The following is a 24,417-nucleotide window of genomic DNA, read 5'->3' as shown; positions in this document are numbered from 1 at the left end:
ACATTCTCACTGACTATTGATCAAGGCTTTGGGTGTGGCACCCACCCATCGCTTAAAGTGGCAATTCAAATAGCTTTGATGGGCAAATCCAACCTCTAGCGCAATAGCGGCGATCGTGAGTTTTCCTTCAATTAAAAGTCGTTATTCCTTAGTTGGTGGCAAATAGCTGTACTGACTTCTGGGAGTTTCTCGCCTCTTCAGTCTGTTGCCAGATCTCTCGATAGCGTTTGCCATCAACCTGCAGTTCTGCCTCTAAGGGAGCATCAACATCCCGAGAGGCTGTTTTCATGATTAAACAAGGTTCAAATCGGCTATAGCGCGGCTGGCTCGATAGGGGCTCCGATTCATTGTCAAGATTCACATGCTGAATCTGAAAGCCACGGCGGGGTGCATTCAGTAACAACCATTGGGGATATTCAAAGGAGATATTTTCAAACACCATGCCAATATTGGTACAGCTTTGATTATTGATCTCGCTGGCCGCATTGGTGTAAATCCCTTCTAATGCGGGCTGGGTATTAAAATATTCCCTTGAACGCGGGCTAGCAAAAATGTTGTTCTCTCCGGTCAGGGGTCGGATATCGTTGTTGAACACCCACTGCAATGACAGCAACACTAGAAAGATTGTCAGAATATTAACCACTCTACGATTGAGTGAATGGCCAATCACGGTGCCCACTAGGGCTGCAAAGAGAACAAAAATGGGTAAGTGTAGCCGACAGCGAGACGAGGACCAGGTCAGCAGCTGACAAAAGAGGAGAAAGGTGGCTGTTGTGGTTAACCAGTAGATAAATAACCGTCGCCGCTGTTGTAGCCGACTGTTGATCAGCAGTAACCCAGATGAGATCAGAATGATGGCTAGATGCAACGGATTACCCGCTTTATCTTCATTAAACGAAATGCTGGGGACATAAAATCTCGACTCTTTCGCACTGGTAATGGCCGGGTCACTGACGTCTACACCAATGATGTTGTGAAAAATAGTAATCGCCTTTTCTGTCAGCCCTGTGGTGGGCGTCATCAAGCCATCTAGATGCAGGTTTCTCACAATGTCGGCATGGAGAGCTAGATTTCTAACGACGTTGGACATCAGATAGGTAAGACCAACGGCTGTGCCGGTTTCATCCCCCGGTGAGCCCAGGGGAGTACCAAATAGGGCATAGTTGCGGAAATAATGGCCAGCATTGATAACGATGGCAATGGCCAGAATCCCGACCATGGGTTTGACCATGCGCCACTTCAAACGGCGAATGCCCCAAATCAGCAGCCAGATGCAAAAGGGAAAGGCGTAAATATAGGCTGTGCCTTTAGTCAAAATTGCCAGCCCCAGACTGGTACCTAAACACACTAGCCGGATGGGGTTCAACCCCTGCCCCATGGTAACCAGGGCAAAGTAGACAAAACAGACCATCCACAGGGTAACCACATGGTCATTGTTGGTGCTGGACCCTTGTAACACGGCCATGGGCATGGTGCCAGCAAAGATCGCGGCTAAAATTTGACCGTTGCGGCCTGCACCGAGCTCTTTGGCAATTAGCGATATGCCAAACATCGAGCCGATCATGCTGACCCATTGCACAGAGTTGCTGAGATAGTCGCCATTGCTGAGGATTTGCAGATGTGCGATCGCAAACTCCGACCAGGGGTTTTGATACAGCTGAAAAATATTATGACTGGGATAGTGCGCTACCGTCCCATTTTGAATCCAGTGCATAATCCGACTGAGATGGTACTCCATCGAATCGGAGTGATTAGGAGCCGCCATCACCGCTGTGACGCCGATTGCCAATAAAGCAATGGTCATCCCCACCGTCGATAGCTTGAGGGTCACTGGTAAATTAATAAATGGAGCCGGATTCAACCAATAGCCAGGCGCAGCCTTAATTAGCCTGGGACCGTAGGCTTGCCACAGAAAAACTCCGAGCCCTGCTGTGATCAAAAACCAGGTCAAGGTTAACAATACCGGATTAAACCCTCGGATTAGGCTTAGCCCCTCAGTTAAAACGGTGACAATAACAGCCCAAGCCATCAAGGCTCCCAGTAGCGCCTCTCGTTTATGCTGAAAAAGCTTTGAGCCGATCAGTACTAATAGGATCAGACTGACTATAGGAAAAATAGCAAACATTTGTAGTAGATAGGCTGGATAGAGCTTAGATACTGTGTGAGGACATTGCTGATCCTCGGGATGGCTTTAGTAGTAAGATGCAGCCCAATAGCAACAGCTCCAGACTGGTCCATCCCCTAAATCAGCGATCGCAGAGTGTGAGAAAACATGGTAAAAATTATTCCACTCCACTATGCTACCCACAAGTGTAGTGAGCAATCGGCACTATTTACTACACCGTTGATTCAAAGAAACGCTACCGGAAAGACTATCTGACAAACCCAATATTGTCATCTACAACCGCCGTTGGCCCTACGGGCACTCGTTCTGGATTATCAATATCAAGGGTCTTAAACTCAACCTTGTCACTCCACACCTTGCGGAGAAAGTCCTTGACAAATTCAATGGTCAATAACTCTCCAGGGCAGCGACGATAGCCAAACCCAAATGGGGCATAGCCGGCATAGTCACAGACAGGAAAACTTTGATTCTCATTCACACCAAAGACAGTACCAAAGGCGCTATTGGTTAATATAGCGTTGCGACCGTCTTTAACCGCCAGGCTAATTTTGTGGAACGGACAGCGAGCAAATCCGATTTCTTTAGCTCTAGCCTCATCAATTTGGTCACTGGTGGGAGTCGTCAGATAACGGTCTGGGTTGAACTCATTAGGGTCGAGCCAGTGGCGAGGATCGCGACTGGTCTCGCTGTGGGGGTTAATAATGTATCCATAACGCTGATATAGCGGCGTCAGATTTCCCGTTTCTTCAATCAGAGAGATACTACCGTCATTGGGGGATATGGTGCGGAACAGCTCCATGACAAAGCGGTCAAGCGGTGTAAACGGCGATACTGGGGATTTTAATGAATCACTGCCATGGCCAAAGAGCTTCTTTAACCATTCCTCTAATGGGTTGCTTGGAGTCGCAGAGGTAGGAGGCTGATCAAAATCACTTTCCATGGTGCGTTTGAACCATTCTCCTATGATTGGGTCCCCTTGATCGTCTGTTCTTAACCTGGAAACAATTTGATAAATGGTATTACCCCACTGGCTCAAGGCGACAAAATTATGGAAACATTCAAAGACCACATCCTCACGGCGAAAATCAGGTCCCTGTTCACCATTTTTGAGCCAGTAATAAACAAATGTCTTTTCAGGATTGGGGATTTTACCTTGAAGCATGTCTTCAATTCTGGCATCAACCCAATCTTCCAGTATTTTCCGCAGAGTTCGGACCCGCACATAGTTGTCATGAACAATGTCGAGAATTGGATTAACGTAGGCTAGTACCGTATTAAAACTCTCCCCAACCTGTCTGACTTCGTCAGGGATAGCCTCGCCTTTCACACCCAAATGCAGATCCCAATAAAGGTCAAAATACGTATCATAATAGCTAGCCATCAAAGGCCGATTCGCATTACTTGTAGACAGCAGCTGATCAAAAAAGTCGACGACTTTCTCCCCATACATGGGCCGATAGAGATCGGGAGTCAGGGCTGATGCATAAAGTCTTTTTCGACGATTCTCTTCGCCGCGATTCTCATACCCTTGGATAAAGACCGATAGTCCTTTTTCTAGTTCAGGTTCCCAGCTGTCATAGAGCATGCCCCAAAAGAAAAATGGTAGGGCTTCTTCCTTGGTAAACTTGAGGTCAATCATGGGAAGATCGTGGCGTTCTCCCTGAAAGACACTGGTAACGATGGCGGGAAGAATGGCATTTTCAACATAGGATAAATCAAACAGCGTGGGCAGCGCCTCACGCAGCCGCAGTGCCGCCTTTTTCTTATTCAGCCGCCAGGCCAAGATGTCTGCTTTGACATCGTCAGCCAGGGAAGCGATAAAATCATCAAGCTTAAGAATGGGAAAAAAAGACATATTTCTGACCACCTTTTTACTTGTTAGATCAGTAAATTGTTGGATTAAATTGTCGAGTAGATAACCTAAAGTAGCAGAGTGAAGACACGTTCCTCTGCAGCAAATCTTTGGTATGAGCCCAGCCTGGCTACGGCTGTAGTTTTTTGAATCTACATCCCTAAATTTAGTCATTTACGCTACATAGTCGATGAAATTGTAACCTTTCGAAAAATGACTTCATAAAACACAGGGGCTCTTTGGAGTGAACACTCTACGGTCGTTCAAGCCTGATTGTTCTCGTTCCCTTTGGGTTTGACTATAGCCCTGTCGCTCTACATTGGTTAGGTGTCATCAACGCCTGGATTTTTCCTCTTGCCCATGTAGGCTTTTCTGTCTGTTTAGTATGATTGCGGCTAGCTAGTCTGGGCTAATTGCACTGGATTCTCATTCCTCTGTTCTCATGCTTCTGTTTTTTGCTCCAGCGTTTTGCCAGGCCGTCACAAAGGCTGGATACCCCAACGTATCTGCCCAGGTCCAGAAGAGTTTGAAGAACGCTAACAGTTGTGCTTTGGGTTGGTCTATGCAGGCTTGTTCGTAAATAGGGCGTAGTTTGGCAACCAGCTCAGGGATTTGGTTATCGGTGGCAGCAATTTGTAAGGCATGGCCCGCCTGCTTTTGTTTCGTCTTATTCTCACTGGCGATCAGACACTGCCACAGGGTTTCAATGGCGACGGGATGCCCAGGCTGCAGCTGGCTGAGCTTTTGGGCCAGTCGTAGCCGGTTGCGATCGCTCAACCGAGCCACTAAACTATCGATTTGTTTAGCCCTATCAGGTGACCGATGGGGTTTTCTGTTGACGCGACGTCGGGAGCTGACGCGGCGAGACTTTGCAGACGTTCCTATCTCTACAACCATGGGATGGTTGGGGGCAAGGGTGGCCAGGGCGTTTAGGGTCGCTTTATCCTGGGGATTATCTACTAGCAATTGTTCTAAGGTAGTTATGGGCAACGGATGATTGGGGGCAACCTTTGCTAAACGTAGGGACGCTTTTCGTTGTGTCAGTGGTTGTGGGCTGGCGTTGATAATCTCAACTAGTGTTGTAATCGCTAAAGAATGGCCTGGTGAAAGGGTGCCTAAGTGACGAGCCATATCCATTTTTAGATAGTCACTACGCATCGTGGGCAACAATGATACCAGGGTTTCTACTGCGACCTGGCTTTGGGGAGCATAGCTACGACCGAGGCTGTAAGCAGCCATCCAGCGATCAAAGAAATCTTGACTGGGATCTTGAGTCAGCTGAGTGAGCACCTGAGTCACCCGATTCAAGTCCGACTCCGCTAATGCCGCTTTAGCCGCTTCGATTAAGATGGATGGGGTTTTTCGGTTGAAGTTAAAGCGCCACTCTACTAGTTGTTGAATGATGATATCCGCCTTCGGAAACTCGGGATATTCCCCCAGGGCGCGACCCGCAAATAGCCAGGTACGATGCTCAAAAAAGCCACCACAGTCATCTTTAAACTCAATCAGTGCGTTTACTAAGCTGTTCTTTTCGGCGTTGGGAATATCACTGCGGCCTAACCAGAGCAATATAACGGCCTGCCAGCCTAGCATCACCATTGGGAGCTGCTTGTGGTGGAGAGTTGTAAAGTGTTGCCACCGATCAATGGCCTGGGCTGCAAAATAATCACGAAATGTACCGTGTAGAAAGCTATAGACCTTTTCACCCGTGGATGTGGCCAGCGGCGTCAGCCAACCGAGCTGAATGGCGCGTTCAAACCAGGGCAGGTCTGCCGGTGTCAGGTGTTGCGTTACCCGAGAGAGGCTCAACTGAGTGGTCGAGACATTGAGCGTAACCAGGGCCAGCTGAGAGAGCACTTGGTTGATTTGGTGTTGTTCCAGCAGGGTGGTTGGGAGCGTATCCTGCTGCCAGTCATAAAGGGCTGTGACAAACTGCTGGTAGAGCTGATGTTGGGTCTTGGCAAGTTGTCCACCGCTACCCAACCGGCAAAATAAAGCCAGCCGTAGGGGATTGCGTAGATTGTTGCGCAGGCGTTTATGCTCTGGCAGTGAGAGTTGCTGACACAGGGCTTTTCCCTGCTCAGGTTGATGTGCAAACCATCGACGAATAAAAGGCTGAATTTGTTGTCGGTAATTCTCGTAACCTAGCAGACGGTAGGTGGGCCAGTGGCTGAGGATATTTTTACCTGCATCCCAAAGGTTGAGACGACAGGTGATAATAATGCGTCCATTACTGAGCCAACCCTGCAGCTGATGGGCTAGCTGAGTGATGGCTAAACTGCCGGACAGCTCCATTTCATCGACCGCATCCAGCAGTAGCCAACTGTGTCCCTGTTCAATGGAGTCAGCCAGCTCTTTTTGTTGTTCAGGGGTCACCGTGCGCTGGTTGAGAGCTAGTTTGAGCCAGTCTTGTAATATGTAGTCTTCGAGTGATTGGGTGCCCAGTTGGGCCAGGGAAACCACAATTGCTAAATCGGCAGTTTGCTGGAGAATCTCCTGGGCTAGCTGTTGCAGGAGCGTGGTTTTACCGGCACCAGGTTCACCGACAATCGCCAGGTTTTGAATGGTATTGTGCTGCAGATAATTTAGCAGTTCAGAGGTGTCAATGGTGTCAATGTCTGATGTTTGTTGAGCAGATGATTCTATGATGTGTTCTACTAAAGCGAGGGGCAGTTGCGGTGGGTCCACACGGCCCAGCAGGTTAGAGTTTAGGCCTGTTTGCAGGGTCGATGAAAGAGCGTGTTGACAGTATTGTTGCCAGCGGCGACTGTCTGTGGGTGGGGTACTTTCTGAGGGGGGTGAGCGATCGCATCTACGCTGTTCCCAAATGTGATCAAAGGTTTTCAATAAAGCAGGGCGATCGCGACGGTGATGCCACAGGGTTAGGGTAAAATGCCAGACTTCTGAGCCCCGACGGCTGATGCGGTTATCTTCTAGCACTGCTACGTGATGTTCCAAGTGATGCAGCGCCGTTTTAATTTGAGCCTTGGTGAGGGACTGCTCGCCAGCCGCTAGCTGGGTCAGAGCTTCAAGATAGCGGATTTTGGTACGGACGATGAGCTGCCGATCTGTAGCCCAATGGAAAGTAAGTTGCGATCGCAGTCCCTCAATGGCCGTTTCATCCTCCATATCCAGTTCATCATTGCCAAAGTCCACCAGAGCCATTAGTAGTACTAATGTTCGCTGTTTAGCCACGGGGCCGTAACTGATTTTGGGCAAAGTTGAGGTCCCCCCCTGACTAACCAGCACCCCCTAATTGTAAAACGCCTGCTATTCAAGCCTTTAGCCGGTTTGAGCTGGCATTCGCTTAGGGGTAAATCGTTTGCCTATTCTAAACATGTCGAAAGGCAAACGGAACAGATGTTCCTGCTGATTGACATCCGGTGATAGTAGCTCAGTGGACAGAGCGCCTAAACTCCCTTTTTCACCACTTATCCGCAAGGGTCGACGAATTAGGGTTATCGCCTTCGGAGCGGGAGGTCGGGGGTTCGATTCCCCCCTATCACACTTCACACCGAACTGCGGGTGCAACTCCCGCTCTACTCCCTTGTCCAACGGATCATGGCAATTGCCCAGGAGGGCCGATAGATGAAATCAAGCTATTCCTTTTTTACAAACGCAAACCGCACCCCTCAAACCCAGCCGATTCCGGGTCGTCAGACAGATATGGTGCAGGGGCGTTCCGGTGGCTATCAGTTCAAAATCGATCTGTGGCAACAGCTGCGTCGTTGTTTGTTGTTGGGTACAGCCCAGGGCAGCTTTTATGCCAATAAGTATGAGCTGACTGATGAATTTGTCAATGTCGTGACTCAAGCGGTGACGATAGATCCGGGTCGGGCCGCAAAAGAGATTGTCTATGCCAGCAATGGTCATGCCATCAATAACAGTGCTCCCCTGTTTGCCCTGGTATTATTGTCCATGGGAGACACCCCAGCGGCTAAGCAGGCATTCCAGGAGATCTTCTTGAAAGTAGTGCGTACCGGCAGTCATTTCTATGAATGGCTGAACTATACCCGTAGCCTGCGGGGCTTTGGTAAGCTGATTCGCACCTGTGGCCAGACCTGGCTGGCAAATCCTGATGCTACGGCGCTGGCCTATCAGTTGTTGAAGTATCAGCAGCGCCACGGCTATACCCATCGCGATGCGTTGCGGCTATTCCACGTAAAGCCCGAGACACCTGAGCACCAGGCACTTTACCAGTGGGCAACCCAGGGGTGGAACACGGTACCTGAGACACCACCCAGTGCAGCCCTGGCACAAATTTGGTGGTATGAGCGGGTCAAGCGTGACCCATCCTTAACCCTGGAAGCAATTCGTCAGGGACGATTGACTCATGAAATGATTGCCCCCGTGGGTCAAATGGATCAGCATGCCTGGCAGTTGTTATTTCAAGATATGCCCATGGGTGCATTGTTGCGTAATTTGGGCTCGCTGACCCACTTGGAAGTTTTGCAGCCCCACAAGCATAAAAATCTGAAGCATTTGGCAGAGCGCCTGCAGAGCAAAAAGCAGTTGCGTAAAGCCCGCATTCACCCCATTGATATCCTCAAAGCGTTGAAGACCTACCAGTCTGGAGGCAAGCTGGGGCGTAGTCAGAAAATCTGGCAGCCGATTCCGCGTGTGTTAGACATTTTAGAAACAGCTTTAGAGCGCTGCTTTGATGTGGTGCAGCCGACGGGCAAAACATTTTTACATGCTGTCGATGTGTCTGGTTCCATGTCTTACTATACTGTTAGCTCTGTTGGTTTAACCTGTTGCGAGATTGCCACTACGCTGGCCCTGGCAACAGCCAAGGCCGAGCGCAACTATATCATTCGCGGGTTTGCAACCGATTTTCGCGACCTTAAAATTACGGCTCGCGATAGCTTTAGTTCAGCCCTGACCAAGGCCTCCAGCCAAAACTTTGGGGGGACTGATGCGGCGGTGGCCTATGACTGGGCAATTCGCCACCGTGTCCAGGTGGATGTGTTCTGTTTCTGGACTGATTGTGAAAGTTGGGCTGGTAAGTCTCATCCCAGTCAGCGTCTGGCTGACTATCGCCGCCAGGTGAATCCTCAGGCAAAAGCTGTCTATATCACTCTGGCTCCTTATAAAGTGAGTCTAGTAGATCCACAAGATCCTTACTCCTGGGACTTTAGTGGGTTTGATCCAGCCATGCCCAAAGCCATCCAAATGATTGCAGCGAGTGTGTGAGTAGACGGTAGGTTGTTTGCCGTTACTTGAGGACGAATGCTCCAAATGCCTTCACCCCGATTCCACAGTGATAATCTCGTCAGGGTTGTGCCTTGTGCATTTGACTGAGCGCTCGACCGCCGCAGTCCAGCCCTGGGGTGCTCAGTGCGATTTGCCTGCTACTACTATATGAATCAGGTGCCCGTACTAATACTATCGGCGAGTCACCTTATCCATTGGCACCCCAATTCAGATTACGGCAGCTCATAAAGGGCAGTACCATAGTAAACAAGCCGGTCATTTAGCTAGAGAGCTAACCCAATCTTGCTATGCTGAAATCTCTCAGCTGTTGGAGCAGGGCTTCCCTTAATGTTTGCACAATGCTAACTCAACGTATTCAACTTTTGACAATGGCCACAGACCGGCAACATTTGCCACTGCTGATTTTTTTGCCTGGTATGGATGGCAGTGATGTATCACTGCGGCAACAGTTGAATGAGCTTAAGGATACGTTTGATGTGCGCTGTTTTTGTCTTCCAGGTGATGATAAAACTGACTGGCACGGTTTGGTGACTCACCTAGTAGAGTTAGTTTCTATCGAGAAAGCATCTCGGCCCCATCGATCGATATATCTCTGCGGTGAATCGTTTGGAGGTTGTTTAGCACTAAAGACAGTTTGTCATTCTCCTGATCTGTTTGAGCGACTGATTTTGATTAATCCAGCTTCCTCGTTTAACCGTCAAATTTGGAGCGCATTGGGAGCGTTCGTAGTTCAACGAATGCCAGGTGCCATATATCGGTTTGGAGCAGTAGGACTACTACCTTTTTTAATCTCATTTGAACGAGTCTCTGAGGATAATCGACAGGCTTTGCTGCAGGCTATGCAACAGGTAACCCCAGACGCATCGGCCTGGCGGCTATCATTGCTCAACGAGTTTCAGCTAAATGAAATGTCCCTAAGACAGTTGCAGACACCCACGTTGCTAGTCGCTTCAGTGCTTGATCAGCTATTGCCGTCAGTCTCCGAAGCTAATAGGCTAGCGGCATTACTCAGGAACGCTCAGATGATTACCCTGGAGCGCAGTGGCCACGCCTGCTTGTTGGAAACGAACACAAGTCTTTATCGCCTACTTGACCAGCATCAGTTTGTTCCAGCTATAAAGCTGTAGTAGCAGCAGAGGTAACTAATGACATGCCACCACCACCTACTGGCCAGTTTGTAACGTCACTTGATTCACAAACTTAAAGACTCGCTTGCGAACATTACGAGAAAAAATAATCTGACGAAAATAATAGATGGAATTTCTCAACGTAGTCATGAGTAAATTGAAGAAGTCTAGCAACCCTATTTTCTGACTTGAGAAATCATCATAACCAAGCTTATATAGCTCTTGTTTGGTGACAAGATAACAGATCTTTGCCTCAAGCCCTGTAATGCGCTTAGGCTGTCTGTCTGAGGTATTCTTAGACAGTGAGGAATTATGACCGAAAGACGTCAGATCTATCTGAGGAAATTCGATTCCTGAAAACTGGTTAATTTCTGCTAAAACCTGATCAGTATTGTTTAGAACCTCCTCAAATTTGATTAACATGCAGCGAGTTTGACCGTATTTCTCTTTGAGATCAAAGTAAGTGTTGACACAGGTTTTCCATGCTAAGGACTGAATCACAGGATGGTAACGCCCTCGATCCTCCTGAAATTTAGGAGCCACAGTCCAATAGTACTTATAGGACAGCAGCGTTGCTACAGGTGAACGCAGAAGAAAGATAAATTTAGCCTCTGGAAATGCATCAGAGATAACATTAAAGTTCAAATAGTCCTGAGGAGTGTTGTATCCCCAAATTGGCTTGCCTGCCAAATCAGCCAAAAATTGCATCATGTCCTGTAAGATTTGAGCCCAGTTTTTGGTCTCACCATCTGATTTGTAGGAATTTGCAAAGTCACTGATTTTTTCTAACTCTGCTTCTGAGAAAGGTAGACCAAACCAAACTTCATCCTTGAGTTCTTTTGGTTTGGTTCGGTTTCTAACTTGATCAACAATGAAATCAACAAGTGATTCTTTAGTGCTTTTAGCAGTTTGACTATAGCCATCAACACTTTCAACATATTGAAGATAGTAAAAGTCGTTGATAACGAAGCAATTTAAACTGTCGTTTAGGATACGAGACACCAGCGTTGAGCCGCTACGAGGAAGCCCAACGAGCAAAATAGGAGATGACATTTAAGATTTACCGCAAGACTTTTTTGGGGCTTAAACGTGTCGATGCACCATTGTCAAAAATTATATAACAGTTGAATGGAATGGCAACGGATCCCCGACTTTTCCGACAATCTCATTGATTATTCGACTAAAGACATGTTCTATCTTTAGAATGGCAACAGATTCTCAACTTTCCTGCTCATCTCATTGAGTATCTAGCCAAAGACATGTTCGACTTTAGTCGAAGTTCTTGGCCGTATCAGCAACGGCGCTTTAAACATACTCATGATTATTTGCTATCTGTACGTCTATATCTTATTAAGTGGGTGAACTCAATCTTCTATAAGATACGAACTAACGAACAAGCTGTTTAACTTCGTAGATTTTGCCCCTAAACCCCAGAATGCCTAATTGGGAGAACGCCAATACTTCCATAAAAGGGGGGCTCGATATCTGATAGCTAATTGGGGCAACTCAGATCTTGCACTAAGGTCGGTCGTGAAGCTCAAACCCACGTTGGGTTTTGAACCCAACGCTAATTGAGGGCTGTCCACTAAAGGGACAAGATTGACTGGGCAGCTCTATATTTAGAGCTTTTAGGGATTCTTTAACCGCTTGAGCGGTTTTGAGCCAGTTAGCCTTTCGACTTTGAGTCCAAGGCGGGTTAATGCTTCCTTGCCAGGTGCAAGATCTCAGTCAACCTACTTATTTGTCTCTAGCAGCTCGCTCTTTAAATGACTCCGGTGAAAGGGATTTAAAGGGAGACTCTCTTGCTTGGGAGCAGCTATGCCAGAGGATGCTATCTTGTTGTATGGCTAAAAGCTGCTGATCGTTCTGTGTCTACCATGGCTAACAACTTTCAATCGCTCTGAGACTCTGGATGCTATCAATCTTGGCGTGGTTGGGGGTTTGCACAAAAATAGAGTCCCAGGTTGAGGCTGTGGATGGGTGGATGGGTGGATGAGTGATGGGGTAACGGGGGAATTATTTAAGCACGCGGGGCTTAGATCTGTGTAATTGGAAGAATGCTAACCGTGAAACAGTTCTCTAAGTCTGATGCTACAGCGGCGATGATAAGAGAATTATTATCCTCGGTAAAAGCTTTAGTTAGATTACACCAGCTTGTATGCCAGGCCAGGTGCAGGTGGGGTAGGCAGAAAAGTACCCTCAGGGGTACTATCTGAACGTTGCCAGGATATTTCATAATTTAGTGCCGGAGTTCTATTGAGTGTCATTGGGTTAAAAAAGGCAACAAAATCATTTGATTTTATGCTCTATGAATGTTAGGTACGCTTCAATTGTTGTAGGGAGCATAAAGCCCTTATTCCTTCATTCTCTAGGAAAACTAGCCATCGGTTGGATAATAAATGCTCACCTACCTCAAGTGGGGGGATGCTAGTTTGCTTTAATGGTCTCCCTGCAAAATCCTACCCTGTCAACCGTTTGCAAAACTATGTTTAAGTTAACCGTTGAGCAGATTCTTGCCAGTATTGAAGCATTGTCAGCAGAGGAGAAAGAAGAGCTGAAATCTAAACTCCCTGATCTATTAGCTGCCTCTGAGTCTGGGCTAGGACAGTCTGCTGTCCAGACCCAGTCCTTTTCTGTAGGTCGAGATTTTCAGATCCAGGGAGACGGGGTGACCGCTGATTTTAGTCAAACTCTGACTGCTGGAGCAACAGGTGGGAATCCCTTACGCGATTCAGTGGCCACAGCTCAGAATTTACAGGCTATTTCTACCGCAATCGCCGACCTCAAGCAGGCAATTGCGTCCAGTGCAGAATTGAATCCGGTAGAAAAGCAAACTGCTGCTGTTCCCCTAGAGGCCCTAACCCGAGAACTAAACCAATCAGAACCTGATAAGGGACTCGTTGACCAAGCAATCGCCACATTGAAGAAAGGACTGGACGGTGTGCAGACCTTAGCTGAACCCGTCATGAATGTGTCATCCCTAATAGCAAAAGCCTGGTTTGTCCTATGACTGAAGATCCTCCCCCGCGTCCGTCAGGTTCAGAGAGTAGCCAATCCCAGCATGTACAAATTGGCCATGATTTCCGTGTGGAAGGAACGGGACATCAGGTGGACTTTTCCCAGACCCACATTGAAACTCAAATTATCCAGCAAACCTCCGTGGAGGCAGTACAATCCCGTCCCCTGATTACCACTTCCCCTTACAAGGGGTTGAAAAAGTTTGAGGCTACCGATCATCAACGATTTTTTGGTCGAGAATCCCTGGTTGCTGACCTGCTCAGATACCTAGCTGCCCATCGTTGTTTAATTTTGCTGGGAGCCTCCGGCAGTGGTAAATCATCGCTGGTGCGGGCTGGAATTATTCCAAAACTAGAAGAAGAACGGGGAACGAATTTAATCGATCTGACGTTTACTCCTGACGAAGATCCCTTTGATGCGTTCTATGCTAGTTTGTTAGGCCATTTCAAACAGGCTGATGCGAGATTAGCCCGTCAGGTTGATGCCAATACCCTGACCCAAGTTGTTTTGCAACTACAATCACCAGACACCCCCTGGGTCATCTTTGTGGATCAGTTCGAGGAACTGTTTAGTATTACTCAGCCTCAAAAACGAGAAGCGTTTGTTGCTAGCCTGGTCAACCTGCAGCGTCTGATGATCCAGGAGCAACATACTACAGGCGGTAATGGCCGATCGCTCTATTTGATCCTGGCCATGCGGGCTGATTTTCTCGATCAGTTTGCTCCCTATCGAGATTTGGGACAGTTGACTGAGCGCTATATGCGCTTTATCACCAACATGACCCGTGAGGACTTGAAACGAGCGATCGCAAACCCTGCTAATCTAAACGGTGTCGCCTATCAGGACGGCCTATTAAAGGAAATTCTCAACGATTTGCAAGATCAACCGGGAGAACTTCCTCTGCTGCAGTACATGCTAGATTTGCTCTGGAAACGGGCTAACCTGGACAATCGGCTAATCTGCTGTGACGCCTATTGGACGATTGAAGGCGTGCAAGGGGCACTGCGTCAGCATGTCAATGAGATTTACAATCAGCTACCTCCAGCCGACCAAACCCATGCCCGCCAGATTTTTCTAAGCCTGGTGGACACGTCTGTCAATCGCGATCATCCAGAGGGATCTAGTAAAGCCGTCAGTCGGCGAGCTTATATCTCTCAGTTCACCGATGCAGAAACTCGGCGAGTACTGCGCTACCTGATTGATGCCAATCTGCTGGTGAGTAACTGGCAGCCACAAGAGCGTGATATCCAAGGGCAGACAGCTGTTCCAGATGTTTTGGCGGATGGGGCTTTGTCCCGTCGCGCCACTGTTGAGCTGGCCCATGAAACCCTGATCCGCTCCTGGCCATTATTACAAAACTGGTTGGAGGAAAACCAGGAAATTATCAACCTTAGACATCGCCTTTCTGATGAAGCGAGGCAATGGCATGAGCTAGCCCAGAAAAGCCCCGCCCAGGCTACAGATGAACTTTGGCGGGGGGCTAAGTTGGAGCGGGTCGAGGAACTCCGGCAAGAGGGGCGGTTTGAGATGCTGTTTGGGGGCTTGGAAGCTGCCGAAGATGAATTTGTCGATGCCGCATTGACGGAGCGCGATCGCCAACACCACGAACAGGAAAAACGCCGTCAGCAAGAACTGCGTCTTTATCGAATTACAGGAATCAGCTCAGTCCTTGCTAGCGGTGTCCTAGTTCTTCTAGCAATAGCTGTCACTTTAGGGTGGAGGGCACAACTTCGGGAAATTGAAGCACTGATCACGGCTGCCGATGCTAGTTTTAGTGACAACCGCCACTCTTCCAATACTTTGGTTACGGCACTGGAGGCAGGAGATCGTCTGCAAAAATCCTTCTGGTTTAGAAATGACAGCGACCTTCAAGCGAAAACGCTTCAGGTTGTTTCCCAGGCGGTTTATTGGGTTAAAGAGCAGGGTGTATTATCTGGCCACAGTTATACTGTAGAAAGCGTCGCGGTTAGCCCTGACGAGTCAACAATAGACCAAAGAATTGCCACTGCAGGCAGAGACGGTACGGTGCGGCTGTGGACCCTCCAGGGGGAAGAGCTGCAAACCCTGATGAAGCAAGAACAGCACTTCTCCTTTGTGCGGTTTAGCCCTGATGGTTCCAGACTAGCCATAGCAGATTATGATGGCAAGGTAACGCTGTGGTCCCGACAGGATGATTCACTGCAGCCCCTGGGCAATGGGCATCAGCAGGCTGTGCGAGAAGTGAGCTTTCATCCAACCGAGCCGCGCCTTGCCACTGTTGGTGATGATGGTAGTGTCAAAATTTGGGATTTTAATGGTCAACAGCTCAACTCATTGGATGAACATCAGGCTGCGGTTGATGCCGTTGCCTATAGTCCTGATGGCAGATTTTTAGTCACCGGAGGAATTGATCAAACAGTTATTCTTTGGGATAGTGACGGCAATCGACTCCAAACTATCGAGAATCTTCCCAGTGCCGTTTTGTCTCTGGATTTTAGTCAAGGTGGACAGTGGCTGACTGAGGGAGATTGGTTAGCGATCGCAATGGATGATGGCACCGTCCAAATTCACCCGTTTGATCCTGACGGGGCGATCATCCTAGAACCCGCGATTACTCTCAGCGGTCATACTGCCGGAGTAACCGCTGTGCAGTTCAGTCCCAACGGCACCTTGATTGCCACTGCCAGCGTCGATGGCACTGCAAAAATCTGGAACCGTTTTGGCAAAGAGGTATATGCCTTAGAAGGCCATGACGGTCGCATCAATGGACTCGACTTTAATGCTACAGGCACAATGCTAGCCACGGCTAGTAACGATAATACGGTAAAACTCTGGAATCTCAACTCTCCTGCGCAACGTATCCTGAGCGGTCATTCCAGCACCATTTTCAGTGTCAACTTCAGCTCAGACAATACACTGCTGGCAACAGCCAGTACCGACGACAGAGTCCTGGTGTGGGATGCCATGACTCCCTACGATACATCTCCCCAGGTGCTACAGGCTGGTAACGATGTCTACAATGTTGCGATTAGTCCCAACAGTCAATATTTAGCAGGAGCACTTGAGGACGGTACCGTAAAACTCTGGTCTCTTGATATAGATAACAACAATCAAATGGAACCACTGATTATTCCAGCTCATGGAGATAAGGCGGTATCCGATGTCCAGTTTAGTGATGATTCTCAAACTCTTATCTCTTCAGGCTACGATGCAGCTGTTCGATTTTGGCGGGTCGCAGATGGAACTTTGCAGGACACGCTCCAGAACGATGATCAAAATTTGACTGGAATCTATGCTCTAAGCTGGCATCAAGATATTAATTTGTTAGCTACTGCCAATGATAATACTACTGTCAACATTTGGCAGCTAGAAACTCAGCAGTTACAGCTCATTGCCCATGAACAATCCGTGTATCAGGCTCTATTCAGCCCAGATGGGCAAACCCTTGTCACTGCTGGCGAAGATGCGACTGTTAAACTCTGGGATCTAAAGGATGAATTACAGCAGGAACAGAAACTCAGGGGGCATGGTGCTGGTATTTGGGGGTTGGATATCAGCGCAGATAATCAATTGATTGCCTCTGGCAGTGACGATGCAACTGCCATTATCTGGACCATGAAAGGCAAGCACCTCTTACAACTTATGGGTCATCAAGAAGCCGTAAACACGGTTAGCTTTAGTTCCGACCGTCGCTGGCTGGCGACGGGCAGTGCTGATGACACCGTTATCCTATGGAATGTAGAAGATCTTTCGCTTCAGGCATTTCTGCAGCAGGGATGTGATTGGTTAACCCATAGCCAACATAATCTGAATCATAAAGTTCAACAACTTTGTCCGACATCATTGCCCTAATGGAATACTGTAAACACCCATATCTAAGAGGGAATTATTATGCTTACCCCACGCGGAAACAACAATTTTAGAGAAAAAGGGTTAGGTTGGATAGCCGACAATCCAGACCTGAGAGACTATAGATTAGATGATGGTTTTTTGGATACTTTGGAACCCACCAAAGAGCAACAAAATCTAGCAGTTGTGACTGAGATTTTGAAAGAACTTAAGTCAAGTGCTGGCACAGATAAAATAGATCATCTGATCAATTACCTGGAGTTTGAATCAGAAAAATACTCTATATTCTCTGTTCGTTATTTTGATGTACTCAAACCTCAAGTTTCTGATCCGAAAGTCAAGGATGTCAAACCCTATCTCTACCGTTTCTTAGAGCACATCAGACAAGGACGCACAACAGAAGTTCATAACCTTAAAAATTCAATTCAAGAATCGATGGGAACTAGTTGGGATGAGCTGAACAAAGAACTCAATAAAGATATTGAAGGTGATATCCATGAGTCTGGTCACAAGAATTTACTGCAATGGATGAGCAGCAAATACTACGACGAATATCTTACTAAAATTGTTAAGCTTTTTCAGATTTTTGTTAGCCAGAACCAGGAAAATGAGCAAAAGGTCGAAGTAGACGGAGTTATAGGAATTGACACCTTTAAAGCCTTAACCCACTGGCTAAACAATGGTGTCAAAGATCTAAAAAACTATCGCATAATGTCACCTGTACCCTTTCCATCTCCACTTCCTTCAGAGGTATTATCTCTCGTTTTGGCTAGCTTAGTTCCACTGGAGACGTTGGCTAGTTTGAAAAGACAATATAAAGCAGATTTTATCAGCAACATGATGGGTGTTGCCATTAGAAGTGAACCATTAAGAGATGAGTTACTTAACGATCCATATCATAAAGCGCAATGCCAAAAATATATTGATTATCGCTTTGACCAGTTAGTCGATTTTATTGCAAGAAAATATTACTTGCTGATAGAGCCTTTAATTCTTGTCGTATTACAATTTCTAGGCGCAATTGGGGCCTATAAAGATTTAAACTATGCTATAAAAATGGCGGCATCACAATTTAGCTTTATTATTAATCTGGACTGTGAAAGGCTAGAGAACATTGTTAACCATGTCCAGTTTCAAGTTAAAAAGGACCAGCAAAGCTTTGATCTTGAGAAGAAAATAGAAGCTTTAATAGATGGTATCCAAGAGCAGATCGATCAGCTTAAATTAAGTTCTCAGAGTCACAATGCTAAAAGCAGGATTCCCAGTACCAAAGATCTGGAAGCTCTTCTCGATCAATTAAAAAATAAAATCAACGCCAGTCAGTTCTCACAAAATAATTTGCAAGATACTCTGAATCTGGCAGGACTTGAGGACCTAATGACCACTGTTGATCTGCAAATTTTAGGATCGACGGAAAAACTGCCGGACAACTTCAGGCTGGAATTGCTTAAAGAAGTTGAAAATCTTAGATGGTTACAGCAAATCTCATACTGGGCAATTTATCAATTTATAAACCGATTTAAGCAAGAGTTTCAGTCAGATCCGACCAATGGGTATTTAGCTCAAGAAAATAATCCAGATCAGTCACTGGAACAAGAGTTAAGCTTGCTTTTACGGGGGAATCAAAGCCATGCTAATACTAAAGGGCTGGTAGAAGAAGTTATTATCAATTTAGGCCTTAAAATTATTGGAAAGACTCAGGATGATATTCAGCAAGATATCCTCCTAGATATCGAGATTTTAAGGGAAGCAGGAAAAGAAGATCATGCTTTAGAAGCGCTCGCTCAGTTAAAAGGAGAAAGCCTAAATGACAAGGTTGATCTCTTTCTCTATGCGATGGAAAAACACCTTGTCGAACAAAAACTGTTTAACTTGTTTGAGCCTAAGCCAACCATTATTGAATTAATTGGTGAAGTTAATCGTCCAACTGTTTGTGAAGATGATCACTCAACTAGTACAGAAGATCAGACAAACAATATTCATAAAAGACAGGCTTATAAAAATAGCTATGAGGAACCACTATCTATTTTTCAGTCGACTGCAACCTATCAGATTCCAGTTGGCACTAATCTTACTCGTAATTTTTACAAAGAAAAAAACAAGGTAAAAACCAGTCAACAAGAATCTAATACGCACAATACTTCACCTCAGAATAAACAACACGGTTATTTTGCGAATCTCCCCCATGCCGTTGACTTAACCTACTGGTGTTCTCCCGTATCTGATCAAGGTGCTCTCAACGCCTGCACAGCCCACGCCGGTGTTGCCCTGGTTGAATATTTTGCCAGGCAGTATGCCAATGAGTTGGAGGCGCTTTCAATTCCCTTTCTATATAAAGTAACGCGTAGTCTATCTAATTGTTCAGGGAATGTCGGCGCATCCCCCAGAGACACCATGCGGACCATGGTGTCTGTCGGCATTCCTCCTGCTCGTTTCTGGACTGTGGATGATGCAAACTTTGACACCGATCCTCCCACGTTTTCCTATTCAATTGCCCAAAATTATCAGACGCTAAGCTATTTCCGCATCGATCATCCTGACGTACCCAGGGATGATTTATTAACTCGCATTAAGATTGTTCTGGCAGCCGGGTTTCCTTGTATGTTCGGTTTTACCCTTTATGAGTCAATCTATGAAGACTTTAATGCTCGGCGAGGTTTTATTCCCTATCCGAATCAGGATAGCCAAAGCGTTAATCCCTTGGCCAAAGCCGTTGGTGGTCATGCTGTTGTTGCCGTTGGTTATCATAACGATAAGCGAGTCCCTCGATCCGGAGGCAGTGGGTATTCCCAAGGGGCGATCTTGATTCGCAATTCCTGGGGGCCAGAATGGGGGATTGGGGGCTATGGTTGGTTACCCTATGATTATGTGCTAAATGGCCTGACATCGGATTGGTGGTCGTTGATCAAAGCAGAATGGCTAAAAACAGGGCGATTTGGCCTAGGTGGCTTTCGAGATATTGGGGGTAGACCTTTAATCAATGGCAAACAATCTGGTGGCTCCTGAGATATCTCCTGAAATCAGAGGAATAGATATCTATGAAGTGCTGTATATCCTGTGTCGCAAGCTCTGTAGCCAGTGAGTAGCTACAGGCATGATCTGCACATCCATTGCATTCCATTAACATCCTGTGTCGCTTTTGACAAAATACGCCAAGATAAGGGTACCGTTCGAAACAGTGTTGACGAACTGGCGAATAATCACTTTGGATGTGTTGTGAATATTTTCACGACATATTGGTCTACAGCTCGTATCTGTAGCGATTTCCATGGGCATTGAATACAGTCTTATTATTGCCCACTGACCTGCTAGGTCAGTATGTATTCATCTCAATCGAGAAGCATATATAGGGCACATCAACGTTCTGTCATCGGTATTCCGTCCATAGCGCCAAGCTGTTTCTTATTAGCCGGAGATTACCTCCAGCCCAGACATACAAGGCCCCTATAGGAGACAGACCATGATTGACATTCAACAACTATGCCACGAATACAATCAAGGCTACCGAGATTTCTCTGGCATCAGCCTCCACAATGCTAATTTAAGGCATATTCACCTCAGCGGTGTGGACTTTAGTCAATGTGACCTCAGCGGTGCCGATCTCAGCAATGCTGATCTGAGTCGCAGTGACCTTAACAGTGCTAACTTAACCGATGCCGACCTGACCAAAGCCGATCTGAGCGGTGCGAAGTTGATGGGAGCTAACTTTATCGGGGCTGACCTGTCAGGAGCAAGTCTGGTGGGGGCCGATCTGAGCCAAGCTGATTTAAGAATGGCCAATCTGGAAGGAGCCGATCTGAGTGGGGCTAACCTGACTGGGGCCGTTGTCAGCGGTGCTAACTTCTGCAATGCCAATTTGAATGCGGCCTGTCTTGATGAGACTGGCTTAGCAGAGGTTGATCACGATGGTGCTAACCTCTGTCATCTGAGAACGCCCGTGATGAATGGCTCAAACGGTAAGACCCATCGGTGGGTATCCTGGGGAGCCCATTAGATGTCGAGGCCCCTACGAGCAGGCAAGTTTCAGGGGGAAAAGCCCTGAGCACCCCACTCGGCCACTTATCAACCAATACAAATAACCTAAGGGCAGGCACAAGGCCTGCCCCTACAAGGTTGTTGATTCTCGTTGTCATACTTCTGCCATGTTCTAGGCGGTACAAACATCTCCCTGGCTACCTGACAATACCAACGGTCTAAATAAAATCGTGTTTAATGCAGAAGGCTCCGACTGAGTAACTCCACTGCTATCTGCCTCTGGCATGTCTTGACGACAATCAGGACAATACCAATAAATCTCACCATGGCGAATATGGCGCAGTAACGAACTGTTGCAACAAATGCAGTAACTCATAATCGTTTCCCAACTTTGGTGCTATCACTGTGATACTTCACAAAGTTGAAGATCTTATGAGGGAGCCAGCGGCCTTGTCGTGCTTATGCTGCTAAAAATAGCCGATGTAGGGCATTGCGCCCTGCTAAGGAAAGATAGGGCTGCCGTAGTTCTAGCCATTGCTGCCACAGTTGCCGATGCTGCTGTCGAAAATAGCGGTTTAAGCTGGGCAGTTTTTTGGTCCATTTAGCGCCTAGCGTTTTCTTTAAATACGATTGCAGTACGACTTCATCCTGCAGTTCTCCTAATACATCCTGCATTTGTTTAAAGGTGTTGACCTGGGCTCTGTAGTCCTCTCCGTAGAACTCTCGGAATAGGGCCATCTGATAGCGTACGCCTTTGACCTGTTTGCGCAGTGCGTGGACTTGTTCTAGCTCTTTGTGGTTAGTATCGTTGGTGACCAGCCAGCCAGGATGGAGTAACAGCTGCGCAACCATCGGTAGCTGTAGATCCGGTAGGGCAACGGCTAGTGGCAGACTGGAGACGGGCTGGTATTGGGGGTGCTTAAGCCAGTGTTTGATTGCCTTAAAGATCCGTTTATAGGCGTTACTGCGGAGTAGTTTGTCCGTCTGGACGACATACTTTTGCCGCTGTTTTTCTAGCTGGCGATTGAGGCGACGCAGTACTTTGGCTTCTGACTTTTTTGGCTTTGCCTGGCGGCTGTACTGTTTGAGCCAGTATTGCAATACGTCTAGATCGCGTACGTTACCTAGGGTTTTACCTAAACGCTTAAGGGCGCGATCGCTAACTGCCTTGGGTAAATCAATAGCAAAATCAAAGGCCGCACAGACGGTACGCAAACGGCGTAGTCCCACCCGCATCTGATGTAAAAACTCAGGATCGCGATGGGCGAGGACTCCCTTTTCTTGCTGGCGAATATGATTAACGTATTTTTTAATAGCCTGATGGGCATAGTTTCCCACATGCTGAGATTGCTCTTGAGCAGGTCGCTGGGAAACATAAGCAACAGCTAATGTTGCTTGAGGTTTCATGGGATGCCCCCCGATTCCAAGAAGTCAATCTTAGGCTATCGTATCGATCCTGGCCCGTGGAGATTGCTTAGAAAATCTCTACGCCTTGTCATCAGAATTATCTTGAGAATTATCTTGATCAGAAGTATCTTGCCTGCTTAGCTCTATGTGAAAGGTATTGCCGGTTGATTGCTCCAGGGCCTGCAACAGTCTTAGCTGTAACAAGGTGGGATTTTTGTGGGTCAGCCGAGCGGCATTGGCCAAGTTTCTTAAAGCGGCGGTTTCACCCCGAGTGCGTTCCAGTTGGGCCAGTCCTTCCTGACGGGCTTGGACAATTTGGGCATAGAGCTTTTTAAGTTCTCCTGGCAGCATTAGGTCGCGCATGCTGAGGTTTATGAGCCTTAGCCCCAGGGGAGTTACCTGGCTAGCGGTGATGTCTAGCAGCTGTTGATTTAGTTCGCGATTACCCAGCAGGTCGTCCATGGCCACGGTGCTGATTAGCGATCGCAACCCGTTTTGCACCGTTAGGTAGATTGCCTTGGGAAACATGGAATGCTTAGAACTCCCCGGCAAACCACCACAGCAACTTAGCGGAGGACTTAACCTGCAGAGCTAAGCTGCATTAAAGGCACTTACCGGAGAGCAGATCAGGATTTGAACCTATGATGAAAGAATCATCTCCAAATTAAGGGGGCAATGGGCAACCCTCAGCGAGTAGATACCCGCCCGAGGGGCTAACCGGCCCTTAATCGGTCATAGGATTCCCCAAGTCGCACCAATGACCGATCAAATCATCTTTGTAGGCGCGCACAGACATAGGCCATGTTTAACTGGCGACCTTCACCTTTTCCGCTAATCCAACCGCCCGCAGCAAGCGAATCACCTGCCAAACCAGATCAATTTCCCACCAGCTTTTTTGAAAACAGGCAGAGGACTGACAGGCGTGGTGATTGTTGTGCCACCCTTCGCCATAGGTCAGCACTGCCACCCACCAGCAGTTGGTAGACATATCGTTGGTATCAGTAGGACGATAGCCAAACTGATGACAGGCGCTGTTGACAAAGCAGGTGCCATGGAAGCTGATCAATAGTCGTACAAATACGCCCCAAACCAGAAACGGCATACCACCGGCTAGATAGAGCAACACTCCTAACGCCACTTGCAAACCGATGTAGTGATTATGGCAAAACTGATAGAACTTATCGTCGCGGATATCCTGGGTCATCCGAGGTAGCTGGGAGTGGGTGGGGACTGTATGCATCAGCCAGTTGATATGACTCCACCAAAATCCTTTGCTGGCACTGTGGGGATCGAGTTCTTGATCGGTGTGTTTATGATGCAACCGATGATAGCCAACCCAGCCATAGACACCGCCCTGAAAGGCCAGGGTGCCCAACAGAATAAAAAAGTGTTCTAGCCACAGCGGTACCCGCAAACTGCGATGGCTGGCCAGGCGATGAAACCCAAGGGAAATACCAAGACCTTGGGTCAGCGCATGTAAACCCAGAGCGACGCCAATCGCTCCCCAACTGAAATTGCTTGGCAGCAGCGCCAGGAGGGCTAGTACGTGAAGAATAACTGTCGATATCACCACCGTCCAGCGTAGCCGGGGGGTGGGCAGAGCTGCTGTATTAACCAAGGATTACTACCTAATAAGAACTATTAAGGGCATGTACCCATAAGGCAGACTAGCATTATTCATCTTAAATAGTGCTGTGTGTGGCAAATTCTCCGGTGGAACGGGGGAGAGATTGTCTTGGCTAGAAGTATTGACTTGGGTATATGGCTTGATTTGAGAATCTGGGGATCTTTATCTGCTCCATTGGCTTATTCAATCGGACCAGGGCGGTTTTCGCCCGTAGCAGCAGATTGAAAGCGATAAGCTAGTTAAG

15 protein-coding genes and 1 tRNA gene are annotated in these 24,417 nt (G+C 47.4%); 7 read left to right on the top strand and 9 right to left on the bottom strand.

From position 1 onward, the window contains the following. Nucleotides 1-6: 6 nt before the first annotated feature. The 4 genes from N836_RS78195 to N836_RS52370 form a co-directional block, all read right to left on the bottom strand. The gene (locus tag N836_RS78195) at nucleotides 7-132 is read right to left on the bottom strand and encodes a helix-turn-helix domain-containing protein (RefSeq protein WP_071789053.1); all 126 of its coding nucleotides are present in this window, start codon (nucleotides 130-132) and stop codon (nucleotides 7-9) included. A 16-nt stretch (nucleotides 133-148) separates the two neighbouring features. Next, entirely contained in the window at nucleotides 149-2,125 is a 1,977-nt protein-coding gene (locus N836_RS52380; RefSeq protein ID WP_023072832.1) for an ArnT family glycosyltransferase, read from the bottom strand. Between the two features lie 247 nt (nucleotides 2,126-2,372). Continuing rightward, entirely contained in the window at nucleotides 2,373-3,980 is a 1,608-nt protein-coding gene (locus N836_RS52375) for a hypothetical protein (RefSeq protein ID WP_023072831.1), read from the bottom strand. 423 nt (nucleotides 3,981-4,403) lie between these two features. Further along, complete coding sequence (locus N836_RS52370; protein WP_152532135.1) at nucleotides 4,404-7,172, bottom strand: NACHT domain-containing protein; 2,769 nt, start codon at nucleotides 7,170-7,172, stop codon at nucleotides 4,404-4,406. Between the two features lie 188 nt (nucleotides 7,173-7,360). On the opposite strand from N836_RS52370, the gene N836_RS75845 reads away from it, so the two are divergent. From N836_RS75845 to N836_RS52360, 3 genes are all read left to right on the top strand, one after another. Next, a tRNA-OTHER gene (locus tag N836_RS75845) sits at nucleotides 7,361-7,484 on the top strand. An 81-nt stretch (nucleotides 7,485-7,565) separates the two neighbouring features. Continuing rightward, on the top strand, nucleotides 7,566-9,170 hold the full coding sequence (locus N836_RS52365; RefSeq protein WP_023072829.1) for a TROVE domain-containing protein: 1,605 nt from the start codon (nucleotides 7,566-7,568) through the stop codon (nucleotides 9,168-9,170). 359 nt (nucleotides 9,171-9,529) lie between these two features. After that, on the top strand, nucleotides 9,530-10,318 hold the full coding sequence (locus N836_RS52360; protein ID WP_023072828.1) for an alpha/beta fold hydrolase: 789 nt from the start codon (nucleotides 9,530-9,532) through the stop codon (nucleotides 10,316-10,318). Between the two features lie 36 nt (nucleotides 10,319-10,354). Here N836_RS52360 and N836_RS52355 read toward each other — a convergent pair whose 3' ends face one another. Further along, the gene (locus tag N836_RS52355; protein WP_023072827.1) at nucleotides 10,355-11,371 is read right to left on the bottom strand and encodes a sulfotransferase family protein; all 1,017 of its coding nucleotides are present in this window, start codon (nucleotides 11,369-11,371) and stop codon (nucleotides 10,355-10,357) included. A gap of 1,432 nt (nucleotides 11,372-12,803) precedes the next feature. On the opposite strand from N836_RS52355, the gene N836_RS52350 reads away from it, so the two are divergent. From N836_RS52350 to N836_RS52340, 4 genes are all read left to right on the top strand, one after another. After that, the gene (locus tag N836_RS52350) at nucleotides 12,804-13,328 is read left to right on the top strand and encodes a hypothetical protein (RefSeq protein ID WP_152532134.1); all 525 of its coding nucleotides are present in this window, start codon (nucleotides 12,804-12,806) and stop codon (nucleotides 13,326-13,328) included. Further along, nucleotides 13,325-17,167 (top strand): nSTAND1 domain-containing NTPase, encoded by a 3,843-nt coding sequence (locus N836_RS52345; protein ID WP_023072825.1) that lies wholly within the window; start codon nucleotides 13,325-13,327, stop codon nucleotides 17,165-17,167. Before N836_RS52350 ends, N836_RS52345 begins: the two co-directional genes overlap by 4 nt. A 39-nt stretch (nucleotides 17,168-17,206) precedes the next feature. Further along, nucleotides 17,207-20,170 (top strand): C1 family peptidase, encoded by a 2,964-nt coding sequence (locus N836_RS73315; RefSeq protein WP_023072824.1) that lies wholly within the window; start codon nucleotides 17,207-17,209, stop codon nucleotides 20,168-20,170. 454 nt (nucleotides 20,171-20,624) lie between these two features. Next, nucleotides 20,625-21,158 (top strand): pentapeptide repeat-containing protein, encoded by a 534-nt coding sequence (locus N836_RS52340; protein WP_023072823.1) that lies wholly within the window; start codon nucleotides 20,625-20,627, stop codon nucleotides 21,156-21,158. A 153-nt stretch (nucleotides 21,159-21,311) separates the two neighbouring features. Here N836_RS52340 and N836_RS75840 read toward each other — a convergent pair whose 3' ends face one another. The 4 genes from N836_RS75840 to N836_RS52330 form a co-directional block, all read right to left on the bottom strand. Beyond that, nucleotides 21,312-21,515 (bottom strand): hypothetical protein, encoded by a 204-nt coding sequence (locus N836_RS75840; RefSeq protein ID WP_071789049.1) that lies wholly within the window; start codon nucleotides 21,513-21,515, stop codon nucleotides 21,312-21,314. Nucleotides 21,516-21,598: 83 nt separating this feature from the next. Continuing rightward, complete coding sequence (locus N836_RS52335) at nucleotides 21,599-22,546, bottom strand: CHAD domain-containing protein (RefSeq protein WP_023072822.1); 948 nt, start codon at nucleotides 22,544-22,546, stop codon at nucleotides 21,599-21,601. A gap of 78 nt (nucleotides 22,547-22,624) precedes the next feature. After that, the gene (locus N836_RS0138055; RefSeq protein WP_023072821.1) at nucleotides 22,625-23,074 is read right to left on the bottom strand and encodes an SPFH domain-containing protein; all 450 of its coding nucleotides are present in this window, start codon (nucleotides 23,072-23,074) and stop codon (nucleotides 22,625-22,627) included. Nucleotides 23,075-23,351: 277 nt separating this feature from the next. Next, the gene (locus N836_RS52330; RefSeq protein WP_023072820.1) at nucleotides 23,352-24,164 is read right to left on the bottom strand and encodes an acyl-CoA desaturase; all 813 of its coding nucleotides are present in this window, start codon (nucleotides 24,162-24,164) and stop codon (nucleotides 23,352-23,354) included. Nucleotides 24,165-24,417 lie beyond the last annotated feature (253 nt).

The organism is Leptolyngbya sp. Heron Island J, assembly GCF_000482245.1.
Classification (GTDB): domain Bacteria; phylum Cyanobacteriota; class Cyanobacteriia; order Phormidesmidales; family Phormidesmidaceae; genus Leptothoe.
This window is presented reverse-complemented; position numbering and strand designations above follow the sequence as displayed.